We start from the raw sequence: 19,422 nt of genomic DNA, 5'->3' as shown, positions 1-19,422 counted from the left end.
TATGACGGTCAATGACATACCGCTGATCTCGTTCTTCCAGCGCGTACTCGACCCCCTGATCATCATGGGCACGCTGTACCTGTCGGCGGTGCTGTTCCATGAGCCGTTCTCGGGCTACCTGCTGGTATTGATGGTGCTGGCCTTCTTCATTTCGTCGGCCGTGTACCAGCACGTCGATCCGTACCGCACGTGGCGCAGCGGGCGCATGTGGGCCTATGCGCGCGACACCGTGTTCGGCTGGTGCGTGACGATCGCCGTGCTGATGTTCCTCGGCTCGTCCAGCGGCCTCAAATACTATTACGACGAGCGCGTGCTGCTGGCCTGGGCCGTCGCCACGCCGCTCATCCTGCTGGGCAGCCACATTGCCGTACGCATTGCGAACCGGCCCGGCAAGAGCAAGGAAGTGCGCTCGGTCGTCGTGGTCGGCGTCAACGACGTGGGCCTGAAATTCGCCGGCATCTGCGACCGCCATCCGAACCTGTTCATGCAGGTGCGCGGCTTCTTCGACGACCGCGACGGCGAACGGCACCCGGCCGAGCTGCCGCATCCGATGCTGGGCAAGACGAGCGAGCTGGTGCAGTACGTGCGCGACAACGGCATCAAGATGATCTTCATCAGCCAGCCGATCTCCGCGCAGCCGCGCATCCGCAAGCTCATCGACGAGTTGCAGGACACGACCGCGTCCGTCTATTTCCTGCCGGACGTCTACATCTTCGACCTGATGCAGGCGCGCTTCGACAACGTGGGCGGCATGCCCGTGATCGCGATCTGCGAGACCCCGTTCATGGGCCTGAACAGCACCATCAAGCGCGGTTCCGACATCGTGCTGTCGAGCCTGATCCTGCTGCTGCTGGCGCCGCTGATGCTCGTGGTCGCCGCGGTCGTCAGGATGAGTTCGCCTGGCCCCGTGATCTTCCGCCAGCGCCGCTACGGCCTGTATGGCGAAGAGATCATCGTCTACAAATTCCGTTCGATGAAGGTGATGGAAAACGGCGATGCCGTCGTGCAGGCGCGCAAGGAAGACGACCGCGTGACGCCCATCGGCCGCTTCCTGCGCCGCACGTCGCTCGACGAGTTGCCGCAGTTCGTCAACGTGCTGCAGGGCAGGATGAGCATCGTCGGGCCGCGTCCGCACGCGGTCGCGCACAACGAGCAATATCGCAAGCTGATCAAGGGATACATGCTGCGCCATAAGGTCAAACCGGGCATCACAGGTTGGGCGCAGGTCAACGGGCTGCGTGGTGAAACTGCCACGCTGGACAAGATGGAGGCGCGCATCCAGTACGACCTCGATTACCTGCGCAACTGGTCGCTGTGGCTGGACCTGTGGATCGTTCTTAAAACAGTGAAGGTCGTGCTCACGCGCGAGAACGCATTCTAAAACCCGCGCGTTTTGAAACGCGCTTAAAAGTCCGCACATGTGGGGTCGCTTAGGTTCGACTTAAAGAGCCGGATTCAATCGGATCGGCGCTTGCGGCGCCCGATGGGCTGCGTGAAAATAATTGCTGAGATTGCAATTTTTTATTGATTTTGCATAACATTCGCCAGGACAACTGCCAATGAAGAAAGCGTTGATCACGGGTGTCACCGGCCAGGACGGTTCCTATCTCGCGGAACTGCTGCTGGCCAAGGGTTACGAAGTGCATGGCATCAAGCGGCGCGCTTCGCTCTTCAATACCGAGCGGATCGATCACATCTACCAGGATCCGCACGTCGAGGACAATCACTTCCACCTGCATTACGGCGACCTGTCCGACACGTCGAACCTCAACCGCATCCTGTGCGAAGTCCGGCCGGACGAAGTCTACAACCTCGGTGCGATGAGCCACGTGGCCGTGTCGTTCGAATCGCCGGAATATACGGCCGACGTCGACGGCCTCGGCACCCTGCGCCTGCTGGAAGCGATCCGTTTCCTCGGCATGGAAAAGACGACGCGCTTCTACCAGGCGTCGACGTCGGAACTGTACGGCCTCGTCCAGGAAACCCCGCAGCGCGAGACGACCCCGTTCTACCCGCGCAGCCCGTATGCCGTCGCGAAGCTGTACGCCTACTGGATCACGGTGAATTACCGTGAGGCGTATGGCATGTACGCGTGCAACGGCATCCTGTTCAACCACGAGTCTCCGCGCCGCGGCGAGACCTTTGTCACGCGCAAGATCACGCGCGGCCTCGCGAACATCTCGCAAGGCCTGGAGCAGCAACTGTTCCTGGGCAACCTCGACGCGCTGCGCGACTGGGGGCATGCGCGCGACTATGTCGAGATGCAATGGCTGATGCTGCAGCAGGACACGCCCGAGGATTACGTCATCGCGACGGGCCGCCAGTATTCCGTGCGGCACTTCGTCGAAGTTGCGGCACGCGAGCTGGGCATCGAGATCGCGTGGCAGGGCGAGGGCGTGCACGAACGCGGCGTGATCGCCGCCATCCATGGCGACAAGGCGCCCGGCGTCGTGGTGGGCCAGCCGATCGTCGCCGTCGACCCGCAATACTTCCGTCCGACGGAAGTCGATACGCTGCTCGGCGACCCGGGCAAGGCGCGCCGCCGGCTGGGCTGGGAGCCGCGGACCTCTTTCGAAGCGATGGTGCAGGAGATGGTGGCGCACGACCTCGAGACGGCGCGTCGCCACAAGCTTCTCGCCTCGCATGGCTACAACGTTGCAATTTCATTGGAGTGAACGTTGAATACACAACCCCGCATCTATGTGGCCGGCCATAACGGGCTGGTCGGCTCGGCCATCGTGCGCGTGTTGCGCGCGCAAGGTCACACGAACATCGTCACGCGCAGCCACGCGGAACTCGAACTGACCGACCAGGCCCAGGTCCGCGAGTTCTTCCGCAACGAGCGCATCGACCAGGTCTACCTGGCCGCCGCCAAGGTCGGCGGCATCCATGCGAACAACACGTATCCGGCCGACTTCATCTACGACAACATGATGGTGCAGGCGAACGTCGTGCACGAAGCGTGGCGCAATGGCGTGAACAAGCTGCTGTTCCTGGGCTCCTCGTGCATCTACCCGCGCCTCGCCCAGCAGCCGATCAAGGAAGAGTACTTGATGAGCGGCATGCTGGAGCCGACGAACGAGCCGTATGCGATGGCAAAGATTGCCGGTATCAAACTGTGCGAAAGCTATAACCGCCAGTACGGCACGGATTACCGCAGCGTGATGCCGACGAATCTGTACGGTCCCGGCGACAACTATCACCCGGAAAACAGCCACGTGATCCCCGCGCTGATGCGGCGCTTCCACGAAGCGAAGCTCGCCGGCGCGCCCGAAGTCGTGATCTGGGGCAGCGGCAAGCCGATGCGCGAATTCCTGTACGTCGACGACATGGCGGAAGCGAGCGTGTACGTGATGAACCTCGACCATGCCACGTATGCGTCGTACACCGACCCGATGCATTCGCACATCAACGTGGGCACGGGCGAGGACGTCACGATCGCGGACCTCGCGCGGCTCGTCGGCGAGACGGTCGGCTACCGTGGCCGCATCGCGTTCGATCCCACCAAGCCGGACGGCACGCCGCGCAAGCTGCTCGACGTGTCCAAGCTGAAATCCCTCGGCTGGCAGGCGCGCACGCCGTTGCCGGAAGGATTGCGGCGCGCTTACGCGGCCTTCGTCGACCTGGTGGCGGACCAGGAAAAGCGGGCCGCCGCCTGAGCGATCGCGGCGGGAGCCGTACGGCAGAGTGTTAATTGACGAACAGAGTCCGAGTCGTGCGGCTCCCAGAATGAGCAGGCTATAACAAGAGTTCCACCCCATCCTCAAGGAAACCCATTGAACAACAACCACGTGGCTGCCAACATGAACACATCCTTTCCTACGACTCCGAAGCGCGTGCTGTGCGCCGCGCTGATCCTGGTTGCGGCAACCTTGAGCGCGTGCGGCGACAAGGCGAAAGAAAAGAAACCCGGCCAGGCGCTGGCGAGCGTGAATGGGGAAGAGGTTACGGTACTCCAGCTCAACGAGGAACTGCAGCGCGCAGGCGTCTCCGCCACCCAGCAGGATGCCGCCAGCAAGCAGTTGCTGCAGGTTCTCATCGACCGCCAGCTGCTGCAGGAAGCGGCCGCCAAGGAAAACCTCGACCGCGATCCCAAGGTCATGCAGGCGATCGACCGCGCCAAATCGCTGATCGTCGCTCAGGCCTATCTGCAAAAGCGCGTCGGCAACGTGGCGAAGCCGACGCCGGCGGAAGTCGAGGACTACTACAACAAGCATCCCGAATTCTTTTCCAACCGTAAGCAGTTCAGCATGAACGAACTCGTGATCTCCGCCAACGACCTGACGCCCGAGGTGCGCAGCGCGGCCGACAGCGCCAAGTCGCTGGAAGAGGTCGCCGTGTGGCTGGACACGCACAAGATCAAGTACGGCCGCAACCAGGTCACGCGCTCGACGGCCGACGTGCCGCCGCAGCTGTCCTCGAAGTTGCTGGGCATGCCCAAGGGGCAGCTGTTTGTCGTCAAGGAAGGGCCGCGCGCGATGTTCATTTCCGTCGCCGAAGTCAAGGATGCACCGGTCTCGCTGCAGGTCGCCTCGAACCAGATCGAGCAATTCCTCGTGAACCGCAAGAACAAGGAACTGGCCGCGGCCGAGCTGCAGCGCCTGCGTTCCACCGCAAAGATCGAGTACCTGAACAAATCGATGGTGCCCGATCCCAAGGCCGCGCCGGCGAGCGCAGTGGCGAATGCCGATCCCGCCGCGGCGGCACCCGCCGCCATGCCCGCGGCCGACAACGCACCAGCCGACAACGCATCCGGCGCCGACAAGGCAGCGCTGGACCGCGGCGTCGCCGGACTGAAGTAATCCCAACATTGACGACCCATAAGGAGTGAAGAAGATGAAACGACTCGTACACTGGATGGTTGCGGCAGTCCTCATGCTCGGCGCGGGCATGGCCGGTGCGGCGGAAATCCTGCTGGGCCCGGGCGACGTGGTCAAGGCGTCGGTCTACGGCAGCCCCGACCTTGCAATCGAGACGCGCGTCTCGGAAGGCGGCACCATGACGTTCCCGCTGCTGGGCGAAGTGCAGGTCGGTGGCCTGACGACGCAACAGGCGGAAAAGAAAATCGGCGGCCTGCTCGAAAAGGGCGGCTACCTCAAGAAGGCCCAGGTCAACCTCCTGATCACCACGCTCGCGAGCCAGCAGGTGTCGGTGCTGGGCCAGGTCAACCGTCCGGGCCGCTACCCGGTCGACGGTCCGCGCAAGGTGCTCGATCTGCTGGCGCTGGCCGGCGGCATCGGCCCGGAAGGCGGCGACATGGTCAGCCTCGTGCGCACCCGCAACGGCGTCACCACGCGCGAAACCATCGACGTCGTCGACATGGTGCGCAAGGGTGAACTGAACCGCGATTACGAAGTCGCCGGCGGCGACATCATCTTCGTCGAGCGCGCGCCGCGTGCCTACATCACGGGCGAAGTGCAGCGTCCGGGACCGTTCCGCCTGGAACGCGCGATGACCGTCCAGCAGGCGCTGTCGGCCGGCGGCGGCCTGACCCAGCGCGGCACGCAGCGCGGCCTGCGCATCACGCGCCGCGACGCGAACGGCGCGGCGCACACGATCGAAGCGAAGGCCGACGACCTGGTCCAGGTCGACGACGTCATCACGGTCAAGGAAAGCTGGTTCTAACGCAGGGGTAGCGCCCGGTTCTTTGTTCCACTCCGTTTTAAAGGTTCATCATGAACGTTCATCAATTCCTGCTGATCTTGCTTGCACGGAAGAAGATCATCCTGACGACCCTGCTGGTCACGGTCGCGCTGGCCCTCGGGTTCAGCCTGATCCAGGCCAAGACGTACAAGGCAACGGCATCCGTTCTGTTGAACTACAAAGGCGTGGATCCATTGACCGGCCTGACGATGCCGGGGCAACTGCTGCCGGGCTATATGGCGACGCAGATCGACATCATCAGCAGCAAGAACGTGGCGCTGCGGGTCGTCGACGCGCTGCACCTGGCGAATAGCCCGGCCGTCGTCGAACAGTTCAAGGATGCAACCGAGGGCAAGGGTTCGGTGCGCGACTGGCTGGCCGACCTGCTGCTGAAGAAACTGGAGATCGTCCCGTCGCGCGAATCGTCCGTCGTCGAGATCAGCTTCAAGGGCGCGGACCCCGCGTTCGCGGCCGCGGTGGCGAATGCGTTCGCCGACGAGTACCAGAAGATCACCGTCCAGCTGAAGACCGATCCGGCCAAGAAAACGGCGTCGTACTTCAACGAACAGACCAAGCAGTTGCGCGACAACGTCGAGGCCGCGCAGGCCCGCCTGTCCAAGTACCAGCAGGAGAAGGGCATCGTCAGCCTCGACAACAACCGCGTCGACGTCGAACTGGCGCGCCTGAACGACCTGTCCGCGCAGCTGGTGGCGGCGCAGACGGCCGCGATGGAAGGCACAGCGCGGCAGGGCGCCGCCGGTTCCGCGCTGACGTCGCCGGACGTCGCCAACAACGCCCTGATCCAGACGATGCGTGCCAACGTCGCCCAGGCGCGCGGCAAGTTCGCCGACACGTCGCAGCGCTACGGCAAGAACCACCCGCAATACCAGGCCGCCAAGGCCGAGCTCGACAAAGTCCAGGCCGAACTGAATGCCGCGCTGGGCACCGTCTCGCGCAGCGTGGGCGCGAATGCCCAGGTGCTGCGCCAGCGCGAGGCGGAACTGCGCCAGGCGGTCGCCGAGCAAAAGGCGAAGGTACTTGAAATGAATCGCGCCCGCGACGAACTGGGCGTGCTGCTGAAAGACCTCGACAGCGCCCAGCGCGCGTTCGATTCCGCGTCGCAGCGCTTCTCGCAGACGCGCATCGAGGCGCAGTCCGAGCAATCCGATATCGCCCTGCTGAACCCGGCCGTGGCGCCGACGCAGCCGTCTGGCCCGCGCGTGCTGCTGAACACGCTGATCGCGTTCCTGCTGGGCACGATCCTCGGTGTCGGCCTGGCGCTGCTGCTGGAACTGCTGAACCGTCCGGTGCGTTCGGCCAGCGACGTCAAGGACATGCTGGGCATCCCCGTGCTGGGCACGATCGAATGGAAGTCGCCGCGTGGACGGACGGGGGGCATCCGCTCGCTGATGACGCCGCGCCGCCTGCTCCGTCTTAACTGATCCTGGATTCCACCATGAACTCTCCGATTTTCAACACGCTGCCCGCCGATCATGGGCTTGAACGTCTGGGTCCCGAGACCAGCATGGGTGCCTTGCTGCTCGACTCGGGCAAGCTCAAGCCTGAAGACGCCGAACGCGTGCTGCGCATGCAAAAGGAGACCGGCATCCGCTTCGGCGAAGCGGCCGTGCGGCTGGGCCTGGTCAGCGAGGACGACATCCAGCAGGTGCTGGCGCGCCAGTTCTCGTACCCGTATCTGCAGAAGGGCCAGGCCGGCCTGTCGCCGAAGCTGCTCGCCGCGTACGATCCGTTCTGCCCGCAGGTCGAATCGCTGCGCGCGATCCGCAGCCAGCTGATGCTGCGCTGGTTCGCGCGCGGGCGCCGCGCGCTGGCCATCGTCGGCGTGGATCCGGAAGACGGATCCGCGCTGTTCGCGTCGAACCTGGCGATCGTGTTTTCCCAGCTGGGCGAGCAGACCCTGCTCGTGGACGCGAACCTGCGCGCCCCGCGCCAGCAGGACGCGTTCGCGCTCAAGCCGCGCCAGGGCCTGTCCGACCTGCTGGCGGGCCGCGCCGACCTCGACGTGATCGCGCGGGTGCCGGCGTTCATCGACCTGTCGATCATGCCGGCCGGGACGCTCCCGCCGAACCCGGGCGAACTGCTGGCGCGCGAAGGCTTCCGCAACCTCAACACGCAGCTGGAAAGCCGCTACGACGTCGTGCTGTACGACGTGCCGCCATTCCAGCTCGGCATGGATTCCGTCGCGGTGGCGAGCCGCGCGGGCGGCGCGCTGCTCGTCACGCGCAAGAACTACACGCGGATCTCGCACATCGGCCGCGCCGCCGAGCAACTCGTCGACGCCGGTTGCGAAGTCCTCGGCTCGGTGGTGATGGAGTTCTGACATGGACACCGGAGCACGCGCCAGCACCGTGCGGCAGCATGCACCGGACCTGCGTGCACTGCGCGGCGTCCTGCCCGAATGGTGGCCGGTCTTCCTGGGCCTGGCCATCCTGTTCGTCCCCACGTTCTACGACCTGTTCACCGGCGCCTGGGTCGGCGAGGAGCAGGGCCACGGGCCGATCATCTTCGGCCTCGCGCTGTGGCTCATCTACCGCAAATGGCCGGACGTGATCGAGGCGACGACACCCCCGCGCGCCAGCTGGGCCGGCTGGCCCATCCTCGCTATCGGCCTGGTCGCCCACCTGCTGGGCCGGTCGCAGAACATCCTGATGCTGCAGATCGTCGCGATCATCCTCGTGATGGCGGCCGTGCTGCTCGTCAAGCGGGGCGGCCGCGCCCTCCGGGTGCTGTGGTTCCCGTTCTTCTTCATGCTGTTCATGGTGCCGCTGCCCAGCGAATTCGTCGCCGCGGTGACGATGCCGATGAAGATGGCCGTGTCGTGGGCCACCGAGCACCTGCTGTTCGCGTTCGGCTACCCGATCAGCCGCTCCGGCGTGATCCTGCAGATCGGCCAGTACCAGCTGCTCGTGGCGGACGCGTGCGCCGGCCTGCAGACCCTGCTGACCCTGGAAGCGCTGGGCCTGTTCTACCTGAACCTGATGCGCCACCCGTCCGCATTCCGCAACATCGGCCTCGCCCTGTTCATCGTCCCGATCTCGTTCTCCGCCAACGTCATCCGCGTCGTCGTGCTCACATTGATCACGTATTACTTCGGCGACGCGGCGGGGCAGGGTTTCCTGCACGGGTTCGCCGGCATGGTCCTGTTCGTCACGGCGCTCGTGCTGATCCTGTCCATCGACTCCGCGCTGCAATGGTGGGCGCGGCGCAGGGAGGTGGCATGAACCGCAGATTCATGGCCAGCGTGGTCCTGGGCGTGGCGATGGCGGGCACGTCCGCGCTGACGGGGGCGCTCACGCCGAAGCAGAAGGTGGCCGCCGTGCAGGAGCGGTTCGACCTCGAGGCGATGATCCCGAAACGGTTCGGCAACTGGACGGTCGACAACACCGTCGTGCCGCTCACGCCCGACGAGACGCAGAAGGAACTCATTGCCACCCTGTATGACCAGACCCTGGCGCGCACCTACGTCAACGATGGGGGGCAGCGCGTGATGCTGTCGATCGCATACGGCGGCGACCAGAGCAAGCAGCTGCAGCTGCACCTGCCCGAGGTCTGCTACGTGGCGCAGGGCTTCGACATGGTGCAGGATCACAAGGCCGAGCTCGCCACGCACTACGGCAGCGTCCCCGTGAAACGCCTCGTCGCGCGCCAGAACGCGCGCAACGAACCGATCACGTACTGGGTGACGGTCGGAGACAAGGCCGTGATGTCCGGCCTGGGCCAGAAATACCAGCGCTTCCTGTACGGCCTGACGGGCAAGATCCCCGACGGCATGCTCGTGCGGGTGTCGACCATCGAGGCCGACGAACACAGCGCCTACCGCGTGCAGGACCGCTTCGTGAACCAGATGCTGGATGCCATGTCCCCGCACGACCGCATCAAGCTGCTGGGCGCGGCCACCAACAAGGGCTGACCGGACATGCAGAACTTCCTCCTGGTCTTCTATACCTCGCTGCCGTTCATCGCCGTCGTGGTGCTGGCCATCATGGCCGTGGCCGGGATGGGCGTCGGAATGGTGTGGCCGCGCTTCCTCGCGTACGTGTACATCGCCGTGTTCTTCTTCAAGAATTCGACGAGCTACGGTTCGCTGGCGGCCGCCGCCGCGCCAGGCATCTACAGCCGTGGCTCCGGGGTCCTGTTCTTCCCGCTGCTGCTGTGGTGCATGGCGGGGGCGTGGTGCTGTGCGCGCGTGTCGGCCGGCTTCCAGCGCTATCCGGCCCCGCCGTGCAACCTGCGGCCGTGGTTCCTCGCCTGGAGCCTGCTGCTGGGTGGTCACGTCGCGGTGGCGCTGTTCTCCAACGTGACCCTGGCGGAAGCGCTGGCCCCGTCCGGCTTCTCCAACATCATCTGGATGGCGCCGCTCGTTTCGCTGATGCTGCTGGCGTTCCGAACCCGCGAGCACGCGATCGAACTGTCGCGCTTCATCATGCTGGCGGGCCTCGGGCGCGCCCTGTTCGGCCTTGCGCGCTGGGCCTTCCTCGGCGGCGACCCGAACAACGTGTATGCGAACATGAACGCCATCAAGATCAAGCTGACGTTCTTCGACATCAACGACAGCCTGCTGTGCACGATCGCGTTCGCCATCGCCGCCGTCAACCTGTTCCAGGTGGTGAAAAACAGGCGCTCGCTGTTCTGGACCGCGATCGACTGGTCGACCCTGCTCGCGACGGCCGCGTGCATCGTGCTGTCGTACCGCCGCAGCGCGTGGATCGGCTTCGTGCTGGCCTTCCTGATCATCATGATGCGTTTCCCGCTGCAGCGCCGCATCCACATGATGGCGCTCGGCGCGCCCGTCCTCGGCGCCGGCCTGCTGTACGCGGCGTTCAAGCGCCTGGGCCATACCAAGGGCGCGGGCGGCGGCTTCTCGAGCCTGTTCTACGACATGGAATCGAAGCGCTTCGGCGCCGAAAGCGAGCGGGTGCTGGAATTGAAATTCGCGCTGGCCGATTTCATCTCGCACCCGCTCACCGGCATCGGCACGTGGGGGCGCTACACGGGCTACCAGCACATCTCGTGGCAGGCGGGGCAGGACGGCGGCCTGTTCCTGCACAGCGGCGTGCTGCACATCGCCCTGAAGGCCGGGCTGCCCGGTCTGATCCTGCTGGGCGGCACGATCTGGGCGTTCACCCGGCTCGCGCGCCACGCGCTGCGCACATTGCCGCCCGACCTGCTGGGCCTGGCGACGGCCGGCGCCGCGGGCCTTGCGTTCATGCTGCCCGACCTGCTCGTCGGCACGCCGTTCCCGCAGGTGCGCACGACGCAGATGCTGGCGATCTGCCTCGCGCTGCCTTACGTGGCGATGGCCGTGGCCAGCGCGCAACCGGCCGTGCAGCCCGTCGAGTCCCGCAAGCGCCGCCACGTCAACCTGGTGCCGGCGCACGTATGAACCTCAGCCTCGTCCGCAACGCCTTCTCGAACCTGCTGGGCGCCGTGATCCCCGCGCTGGTGGCGCTGGGCACCGTGCCGCTCGTCGTGCAAGGGCTGGGCGATGCGAACTATGGCGTGTACTCGCTCGTGACGGCGATCGTCGGCTATTTCGCCGTCATCGACATCAATGTCACGGCCGGCTCCGTGAAATACATCGCGGAATTCAACGCCCACAAGGATCAGGAACGCATAGCCGAGACCGTGTTCTTCGGCCTGTCCGTGTACTCGCTGCTGGGCCTCGTCGGCGGGCTGGGCCTGTTTTTCGGCGCGCACTTCTTCGTCACCCGCGTGTTTTCCGTACCGGCGGCGCTGGAGCACGAAGCGGTCGCGACACTCCAACTGGCCGCGCTCGGCTTCTTCCTCGGCCAGTTGCAGAGCTATCTGCAAAGCGTGCCCCAAGCGCTGATGCGCTACGACATCGCGAGCCGCATCGAAATGCTGTTCGGCACCGGCGTGCCGCTGTTGACGGTGGCCGTGCTGATGCTGGGCTATGGCTTGTTTGAAGTAATCCTGCTGCGCGTCATCATGAGCGCGATCAATTGCGCCGTACTGTGGCGCAGCATCCGCCGCCTGCTGCCGGACCTGCGCTACCGTAAGCCGGGCGCGGCGATCCGCAAGGAATTGCTGGGCTTTTCCGCGTACTCGTTCCTGAGCCGCTTCGCGACCTTGTCCTACGCATATGCCGACAAGCTCATCATCGGCGCGCTGGTCGGCGTGACGGGGCTCGCCTACTTCACCGTCGCGTCCACGCTCGCGAACCGTATCCTCAGCCTCACGTACCGCCTGTCCGGCGTGTTCTTCCCGGCCGCGAGCGCGCTGGCGGCCCGTGGCGAGCTCGAGCGTTTGAACCAGTTGTACCTGAAGGCGAGCCGCTACGTCGTGTTCATCAACGCGTCCGTGCTCGTGCTCGTCGCCGTGTTTTCGTACCAGATCCTGTTCTACTGGATGAACCCGCAGTTCGCCCGCGCCGGGCAGGTCGTGCTCGCCGTGATGGCGCTGTCGCAATTCGTCGATTCGCTGACGAGCCTGCCGTCCCTGGTGAACGACGGCATGGGCCATCCGCGCTTTTCCGGCATGTTCGCGCTGGCGCGCGCCCTGTTCGGCCTGCTGGTCGTCTACGTGGGCGTCGCGGGCTGGGGCATCGATGGCGCCGCGTGGGGCCATCTGATCGCGTCGGTGCTGCTGACGTGCGCCTTCCTCGTCGCCGTGCACGGCCGCACGGTGCCCGCGCGGCTTGGCGAGCTCGTCCGTAAAGCCTATCTGCCCAGCGTGGCGGGCGTGGCCGTCGTCGCGGCCGTCGCCAGCGCGGGCAACCGCCTGTTCGACGGCGGCCCGGTCGACCTGCTCCTGCTCGTGCTGCTGACGGCGGGCCTGCTGCTCGCGTACGGCAGCCTGTTCGTGATCGACCGCGACGACAAGAACCTGGCATGGGCGCGGGTGAAGGGGTTGTTATCGATGAGGAAAGCGGCTTGAAAGTCTTGATGGTGTCGGAAGACTTGCCGGGCACGCAGGTGGGCGGCCTGGGCAAGCATGTCGTGACGTTGTCGAACGCGCTGCTCGAGCTGGGGCACGAGGTCGACATCATGGGACGCAGCGACCGGTTCCACGGTGGCAGCGCGGCCGAGATCGGCTTCAAGGGGCGCGTGCTGCCCGGCTTCGATTTTTCCCGGCCGGGGTGGAAAGAGGCGCAGCTGGGCTTCTTCAATCCCGTCAAGCGGCCATGGTTTGCGCGCAGCATCGCGCGCGCGCTCTTGCGCGAGGCGGGCAAGTACGACGTCGTGCACTACCACGGCCACTTGCCGATGGCGGGGCGCTACGTGCCGCGCAGCGTCAACTTCGTGCAGACGCGCCACGACCAGGGCAGCGAATGCGTGATCCATTTGCGCTTCAGGCAGGAACACGTGTGCACGACGCTCGACGCGCGCGACTGCGCCGCCTGCATCCACCCGGCGCCGAACGCGGTGCGGCGCGAGATGTCGGGGCTGGCCGTGCGCCGCTACCGGTCGGAGACGGCGGAAGCGTTCTCGCGCCACAAGACGATCTTCGTGTCCGACTTCCTGCGCCAGGCATTCCTGCGCGCCGTGCCGGACGCGGACCTGTCGCGCGCGCGCGTGATCCACAACTTCATCCGCTACCCGTACCTGCGCGAGCGCGCGGCGCGGCCCGACGAGGTGAGGGCGGGGGAGGTCCTGCTCGTCGGCCGCATCGATGCCGGCAAGGGCTTCGGCGAATTCCTCGCGCAGGTGCAGGGCTGGCTGCCGAAGCATGCGCGCGTCACCATCGTCGGCGACGGTCCGCTGCGGGGCCAGCTGGAGCGCCGCCATGCGAACGGGCAGGTGCGCTTCCTCGGCTGGCTGCCCTACGACGAGGTGATCCGCATGTCGGCGCGCAGCCACGTGCTCGTGATCCCGTCCGTGTGGGAAGAGCCGTGCGGCACCACCGTGCTGGAAGCGCTGGCCCTCGGCAAGCAGTGTCTCGCGCTGGCACGCGGCGGCACGCCGGAGCTGGCCGTGTACCAGTATTACGACGGCCAGCTGCAACTGGCCGAGACCATGCCGCGGCTCGTGGAGCGCCTGGCGCACATCCTGGGCCGTGCGCCGGTGACGGTGCCGCTGCCCGATGCCTTCCCGATGGACGTGTTCCACGCCGTCCCCCAGATCCTGGACTTTTATCACGAGTGATGCCATGAACAAACCGACCTTTTCGATCGTCACGTGCACCTGGAACAGCGCCGCCACCCTGGCCGACACCCTCGCGTCCGTCCAGCGGCAGACCTGCCAGGACGTCGAGCACATCTTCGTCGACGGCGGTTCCACCGACGGCACGCTGGAGATGATCGCGGCGTACCCGGGCCGCAAGCGCGTGCTGCGCGACGTGGGCGGCGGCATCAGCCGCGCCATGAACCAGGGCATCGAAGCGGCCACCGGCGAGTACGTGGCGCACCTGCATTCGGACGATTACTACGCCAGCGACGACGTGCTGGAACTCGTCGCCGAGCGCTTCGCCAGCGAACGCGTGGACTGGGTGTTCGGCACCGTGCAGGTGTTGAAGGATGGCCAGCTGATTCCGCCGTACCGCATGGTGCCGTTCAGCTACCACGCGTTCGCGGCGGGCCGCGCGTCGGTGCCGCATCCGGCCGTCTTCATCCGCCGCAGCGCGTTCGGCCGTGTGGGCACGTTCGACGAAACGCTGAAATACGCGATGGACATCGACCTGTGGCTGCGCCTGGGCAAGGTGGCGCGGCCGGCCACGATAGCCCGGCCCTTGACCGTGTTCCGCGACCATGCGGGCAGTGTCTCGTCCGCCAACAAGATCAAGGCGCGCCAGGAAGAGTTCCAGGTCCGGCGCCGCTACCTGAAGGAGGCGCCGCTCGCGTTCGGCATCTATTGCCTGCGCTACGCCAGGCGCATGCGCGCGCTGCGCGCCGAGGCGCACGCCGGCGTGCCGGTAATGCAATCGTAATGTCTGTTCCAGATCAGATAAATAACATGATTGTCGAAGTGATTAAATCGATGGCGAATTCATAAACTTTGCCGAAATAGCCGCACAGTTTTCAAAAAGTCTTTTCTGTAAAAAAACGGCTTTTAGCTGCCTGGAAATATTACCGTTAATAAGGGGTCTACAGGGTCGTCCGATTTGTGGGGTATACGAGAAAAATCTTTGATTTCTAAGGGAATTTTTCCTCGAGAAAATTTATTTGCGGTACTATTTCTCGTATCGAACAGCGCTCATTTGCATCAGCAGAGCGCTTCAAGCAAATCGGGCCCTGGCTTCCTGCCGACGGGCTGACCCTCTAGTCGTCCAGTTAATATTTCTCGGAGCAAGCACATGAAATTTCACCGGAAGGGCGTTGTCGCCGTCGCTGCACTGTCGTCGCTGTTGATGTCGTTCAGCGCGCGCGCCGACTGGGCCCAATCCACCGATCCCCTGGTCGTCCAGCCCGCGCCGGCCAATGGCGCCGTGCAGGCACAGAACCCGCCGGGTTTTGCCTGGGCGCGTCATCCGGCCGGCCCGGCCAGCTACGAGATCGAGATCACCCCGTCGGGCGGCTCGCCGGTGAAGGCGACGGTCGAGCGCAACTGGTACCTGCCGACCAAGGCGCTGGCACTGGGCAATTACACGTGGCGCGTGCGCGCGGCCGGTTCGACGGAATGGTCGACCCCGCGCGCATTCGCGATCACGAGCAAGTCGACCGTGTTCGAAGTGCCCGACAACGCCACGCTGCGTTCGCGCATCCTGAACAAGGCGCGCCCCCGTTCGCTGGCCCCGTCCTTCACCGCGTATTCGACGTGGAGCTCGGCCAAGAAGGCCGACCTGGACCCGTACGTCAGCCGCCTGATCAACGAAGTCAAGCTGCAGATGACGGCGCTGCCCGAGCTGTCGGATTCGCGCTGGCCGATCGTGATCGCGTCGCCGCTGACGGCGCAGATGGCGTCGCAGCAGACCGACGTGCGCAACCGCATCAACGAATCGTCGCGCCAGCTGGAAGCGGCCGCGGTGCTGTGGCGCCTGAAGAAGGACCCGGTCCACCTGGCCGAAGCGCTCAAGCGCGGCGACCAGCTGGCCGCGCTGAATCCGGCCGGCCCCACCAGCTACGCCAACCAGGACCAGGCCACGCGCCAGATCGCGCTGTCGCTGCTGAAGGGCATGGACCTGCTGGCCGGTGACCTGGACGCGACCCGCAAGGCCAGGTGGCTCGCCGTCGTCAAGACGCGCGTGACGGAAATGTACGGCAACATCGCAGGCGACAACGGCCGCCTCGACCAGTACCCGTTCGATTCGCACGGCAACACGCTGATGATCTACATGGCGCTGATCTCGACCCTGGCGCTGGGCGACATCCCGGAAGCGCAGACGTGGTTCGACTTCACGTTCCGCTCGTACGTGAACACCCCGTCGCCGTGGTCGGGCGCGGAAGGCGGCTACGCCAACGGCACCGCCTACGCCGAGTACGCGGCGGGCTATATGACGGCGCTGTGGGACCCGATCGTCCAGGCGACCGGCGTGAACCTGTACGCCAAGCCGTGGACCTTGGGCTTCCTCGATTTCGCGACGCAGTTCACGCCGCCGGGCTCGAAAGTCCACGCCTTCGGCGACGGTTCCGAGACGAAGCCGGACCCGCGCGTGTTCCGCGCCTTCGCCAACCGCATGGTGTCGCCGCGCGCCGCCTGGTACGTGGCGAACCTGCCGGGCCTCGAGGATTCGCTGTCCGTGGTCGAAGCGCCGTATCCGATGCCGGTGACCGGCACGGCGCTGAAGATCCCGCCGTCGAACTCGGCCTACTACCCGAGCACCGGCTGGGTGGCGATGCACAGCGACATCGGCTCGACGGGCCGCACGTCGTTCTACTTCAAGTCCAGCCCGTACGGCTCGTTCAACCACAGCCACGGCGACCAGAACGGCCTGCTGCTGTCGGTCGCCGGCCAGCCGCTGCTGGTGAAGGCCGGCTGGTACGACTGGTATGGTTCGCCGCTGTGGACCGACTGGTACCACCAGACCAGGTCGCAGAACGCGGTCACGTTCGACGGCGGCAAGGGCCAGGTGGTCACCGGCTACCGCGAACAGCTGCAGCGCAACGGCCGCGTCACCGGCTTCTCGGCCCAGTCGACCTACGACTACGCCGAAGGCGACGCGACCCCGTCGTACGGCGGCCAGTTGACGATGGCCAAGCGCCAGATCTGGTACCTGCACGGCCAGAACGCGATGGTCGTGCGCGACAGGATGCAGGCGGTCGTCGCCCACACGTACGAGTGGAACTTCCACGCGCCGGTGGCGATGACGGTCGAAAGTCCGTCGAGCGTCAAGATCGCGGCGGGCGGCCAGTCGGTGTGCCTGCGCGACCTGAACGGCAATGCGCCGTTCGCCAAGTGGAGCGGCCCGGCGCCCAAGTCCGGCGTGACGGAAGACCACGGCGCGTTCTACCTGAAGAACGACGGCAAGTCGGCGGCCGAGTTCCTCGTGCTGATCGACGTCGGCTGCAAGCGTCCCACCACCAAGGTCGCCACGTCGGGCACGACCCGCACGCTGACGGTCGGTACGCAGTCCGTGAACCTGAACTAATTGGAACCTCGAGAAACCGTCGCGAGCGGCAGCAATGGCGTCTGAGAAGCGGAGCTGTACGCGAGTACAGCGAGCATCGCAGGACGACGTTGCAACGCGCAGCAGGTTTATCGACGTTCCAAACTCAGGCGTCACGTGGTGTCGTCACGCGCCGTGCTAGACTCGGCGCGATGACGACACAGGTATTCCTGATCCAGGCACACAAGGACCTGGACCAGCTCAATGCGCTGGTCGAGCAACTGCGCGACGACGAGTTTCGCGTGGTCGTGAACCTCGACCGCAAGTGCGCGCTCGACCCGGCCGCCGTGCACCCGTTCGCGCGGCTCGTGCGCGACCGCGTCGACGTCCACTGGGGCACGTTCAGCCAGGTGCAGGCGGTGCTCAACGCCCTCGCACAGATCGTGGCCGAGGTGCCCGATTTCGACAAGGTCGTCTTCCTGTCCGCCCAGGACTTCCCGTTGCTGTCGAATGCGCGCCTGAAAGAAGCGCTCGCGCGCCACGCCCACCAGGAACTGCTGGACACCGTCGCCATCGGCACCGGCCCGGGCCAGTGGGCGGCCGGCTTCCGCTACCAGTATTTTTACTGCGACGACGGCCCGCGCCTGCTGCGCACCGCCTGCCGCATCGCGAACCGCGCGATGCGCGCGACGGGCATCGTGCGCCGCCTGCCGGGCGGCATGCGGCCGTACGGCGGCTCGTCGTGGTGGGCGCTGTCGCGCGCCTGCGTGCAGGACATCCTCGCGCGCGTCGCGCGCGACCCCGGCCTCGTGCGCTTCTTCCGCCGCTGCGCGTGTCCGGACGAGATGTTCTTCCAGACCCTCGTGATGAATTCGCCGTTCGCGCCCCGCGTGCTGGGCCAGAACTTCCGCTACGTCCAGTGGCCCGAACACGGCGCCCGCAACCCGAAAATCCTCGACGAAGGCGACTTCGAGCGCATCGCCGCGTCGCGCGCCCATTTCTGCCGCAAGATCGACAGCGAGGCCAGCGCCGCGCTGCTGCCGCGCCTGCTCGCGCTCCGCGCGGCTTGATATCCACGGGTCACCGACCCGACACTCCAACGATGCGCGGGGGGCGCATCCCGGCCAGCGCCAGCGCCGCATCGAACGCGTCCAAGCGATGTCTGGCCTGGGCCTGCGTGGCGGGCACATCGTCGACTCCTCGCTCGTGGCGCGGCCCGCCTGCCGACGGAACATGGCCCGCGTCGCAGTGTCACGCGTTCTTTCCGACCTCTGCCATGCTGCGGAAAAACTGAACTCAACGTCCCAGAAATCCTGAGAATACGGATCGTTTTGATCTTTATAATTCTGGCCAGATTTCGAACGATTATTGGTTTCGGCTTATTGAGGACGTATATGGATAAATTTCTTGACGGGCTGATGTCCGCGCTTGCTTCACTCTTCGAGGGCAATATGGGATGGGCTATTTTGCTGCTCGCCCTTACGGTACGGTTGGCCCTGCTGCCTCTGACGCTGCACCTGTCCCGCAAAATGCTCGTCAACCAACGAAAAATCCGCGACCTCCAGCCCCAGGTCGACGCGATCAGGGAACGCCTGAAGCACGATCCGCAGGCGATGTTCGCCGCGGTTTCAAAGCTGTACAGGCAGAACGGCGCGCACGTGATCGACCGCTCCAGCATCCTCGGCGCATTCGTGCAGTTGCCAGTCTTCGGCTTGCTCTACAAAACGGTCAGCAACGCAAGCGCGGCAGGCGGATCCTTTCTCTGGATGAGGAACCTGGCGTCGTTTGACGCGGTGCTGACAGCTGTCGTGCTTGTGCTCACCGGCATCGCAGCGTACTACCTGCCGTCCGGCTCGAACGCCCCGTCGACCGTGATGGTTGCGGTGCAAATCGCCATCACGGCCATCTTTCTGTGGAAGATGTCGGCCGGCCTGGGCCTGTACTGGGTAGCATCGTCCGGTGTCAGCATCGTCCAGAATGTCGTACTGCGCCGCGAACAGAAACGCGTCCCGCGGTCGTCCGTTTCCGACCGATGACGGACGCTCGACAAGTTCCAGCCACGCGTACCAGCATGCCTTAAGACTCGCGCAATTGTGCGCAGTGACGAGTAAGCTAGAATCGGATTCCATGCGTTGTTCATAAGGCAAGGAATCCATGCGCTCCATCCTCTTTGTCGTCCGCGATCCATTGCCCCCCATCCGCGCCGACGTGCGCACCCTGTTCGGCACCGAGATGCCCCGCTACGGCGTGGCGACGGAGCTGGTGGGGCAGGGCGGCAGCGGCGATGCGTCGCCGTGGCCGGCCGGCGGCATGCAC

The 19,422-nt window shown here is 65.3% G+C and carries 16 protein-coding genes; all 16 read left to right on the top strand.

Annotated features, from left to right (window positions below; genetic code table 11):
- Position 1: 1 nt before the first annotated feature.
- The 16 genes from ACEN88_RS04130 (at position 2) to ACEN88_RS04055 (ending at position 19,142) form a co-directional block, all read left to right on the top strand.
- The gene (locus tag ACEN88_RS04130) at positions 2 to 1,381 is read left to right on the top strand and encodes an undecaprenyl-phosphate glucose phosphotransferase (RefSeq protein ID WP_413337534.1); all 1,380 of its coding nucleotides are present in this window, start codon (positions 2 to 4) and stop codon (positions 1,379 to 1,381) included.
- A 178-nt stretch (positions 1,382 to 1,559) separates the two neighbouring features.
- Positions 1,560 to 2,675, top strand: a complete 1,116-nt coding sequence (gene gmd / locus ACEN88_RS04125) for a GDP-mannose 4,6-dehydratase (RefSeq protein WP_413337533.1) — start codon at positions 1,560 to 1,562, stop codon at positions 2,673 to 2,675.
- Between the two features lie 3 nt (positions 2,676 to 2,678).
- Positions 2,679 to 3,659, top strand: coding sequence for a GDP-L-fucose synthase (gene fcl / locus ACEN88_RS04120; RefSeq protein ID WP_413337532.1), 981 nt, complete (start codon positions 2,679 to 2,681; stop codon positions 3,657 to 3,659).
- Positions 3,660 to 3,776: 117 nt separating this feature from the next.
- On the top strand, positions 3,777 to 4,802 hold the full coding sequence (locus ACEN88_RS04115) for an EpsD family peptidyl-prolyl cis-trans isomerase (protein WP_413337531.1): 1,026 nt from the start codon (positions 3,777 to 3,779) through the stop codon (positions 4,800 to 4,802).
- A 34-nt stretch (positions 4,803 to 4,836) separates the two neighbouring features.
- Entirely contained in the window at positions 4,837 to 5,625 is a 789-nt protein-coding gene (gene epsE, locus ACEN88_RS04110) for a polysaccharide export protein EpsE (RefSeq protein ID WP_413337530.1), read from the top strand.
- A gap of 50 nt (positions 5,626 to 5,675) precedes the next feature.
- Positions 5,676 to 7,085 (top strand): chain length determinant protein EpsF, encoded by a 1,410-nt coding sequence (gene epsF / locus ACEN88_RS04105; RefSeq protein ID WP_413337529.1) that lies wholly within the window; start codon positions 5,676 to 5,678, stop codon positions 7,083 to 7,085.
- A gap of 14 nt (positions 7,086 to 7,099) precedes the next feature.
- Complete coding sequence (gene epsG, locus ACEN88_RS04100) at positions 7,100 to 7,984, top strand: chain length determinant protein tyrosine kinase EpsG (protein ID WP_413337528.1); 885 nt, start codon at positions 7,100 to 7,102, stop codon at positions 7,982 to 7,984.
- Between the two features lies 1 nt (position 7,985).
- Complete coding sequence (xrtB, locus tag ACEN88_RS04095) at positions 7,986 to 8,885, top strand: exosortase B (protein WP_413337527.1); 900 nt, start codon at positions 7,986 to 7,988, stop codon at positions 8,883 to 8,885.
- Complete coding sequence (gene epsI / locus ACEN88_RS04090; protein ID WP_413337526.1) at positions 8,882 to 9,574, top strand: exosortase-associated protein EpsI, B-type; 693 nt, start codon at positions 8,882 to 8,884, stop codon at positions 9,572 to 9,574. The genes xrtB and epsI overlap by 4 nt, the downstream gene beginning before the upstream one ends.
- Before the next feature lie 6 nt (positions 9,575 to 9,580).
- Positions 9,581 to 11,047, top strand: coding sequence for an O-antigen ligase family protein (locus ACEN88_RS04085; RefSeq protein ID WP_413337525.1), 1,467 nt, complete (start codon positions 9,581 to 9,583; stop codon positions 11,045 to 11,047).
- Positions 11,044 to 12,561: an oligosaccharide flippase family protein gene (locus tag ACEN88_RS04080; RefSeq protein ID WP_413337524.1), complete on the top strand. Its 1,518-nt coding sequence runs from the start codon at positions 11,044 to 11,046 to the stop codon at positions 12,559 to 12,561. Before ACEN88_RS04085 ends, ACEN88_RS04080 begins: the two co-directional genes overlap by 4 nt.
- The gene (locus tag ACEN88_RS04075) at positions 12,558 to 13,769 is read left to right on the top strand and encodes a glycosyltransferase family 4 protein (protein WP_413337523.1); all 1,212 of its coding nucleotides are present in this window, start codon (positions 12,558 to 12,560) and stop codon (positions 13,767 to 13,769) included. Before ACEN88_RS04080 ends, ACEN88_RS04075 begins: the two co-directional genes overlap by 4 nt.
- Positions 13,770 to 13,773: 4 nt before the next feature.
- Positions 13,774 to 14,550: a glycosyltransferase family 2 protein gene (locus ACEN88_RS04070; protein ID WP_413337522.1), complete on the top strand. Its 777-nt coding sequence runs from the start codon at positions 13,774 to 13,776 to the stop codon at positions 14,548 to 14,550.
- Between the two features lie 366 nt (positions 14,551 to 14,916).
- A complete protein-coding gene (locus ACEN88_RS04065; protein WP_413337521.1) occupies positions 14,917 to 17,148 on the top strand; it encodes a heparinase II/III family protein in 2,232 nt (743 codons plus the stop codon).
- 170 nt (positions 17,149 to 17,318) lie between these two features.
- Positions 17,319 to 18,176, top strand: a complete 858-nt coding sequence (locus ACEN88_RS04060; RefSeq protein WP_413337520.1) for a beta-1,6-N-acetylglucosaminyltransferase — start codon at positions 17,319 to 17,321, stop codon at positions 18,174 to 18,176.
- A gap of 324 nt (positions 18,177 to 18,500) precedes the next feature.
- Entirely contained in the window at positions 18,501 to 19,142 is a 642-nt protein-coding gene (locus ACEN88_RS04055) for a YidC/Oxa1 family membrane protein insertase (protein WP_413337519.1), read from the top strand.
- The last annotated feature ends 280 nt before the right edge of the window (positions 19,143 to 19,422 follow it).

The sequence above is a fragment of the Massilia sp. CT11-108 genome, from assembly GCF_047302915.1.
GTDB lineage: Bacteria > Pseudomonadota > Gammaproteobacteria > Burkholderiales > Burkholderiaceae_D > Telluria > Telluria orientalis.
This window is presented reverse-complemented; position numbering and strand designations above follow the sequence as displayed.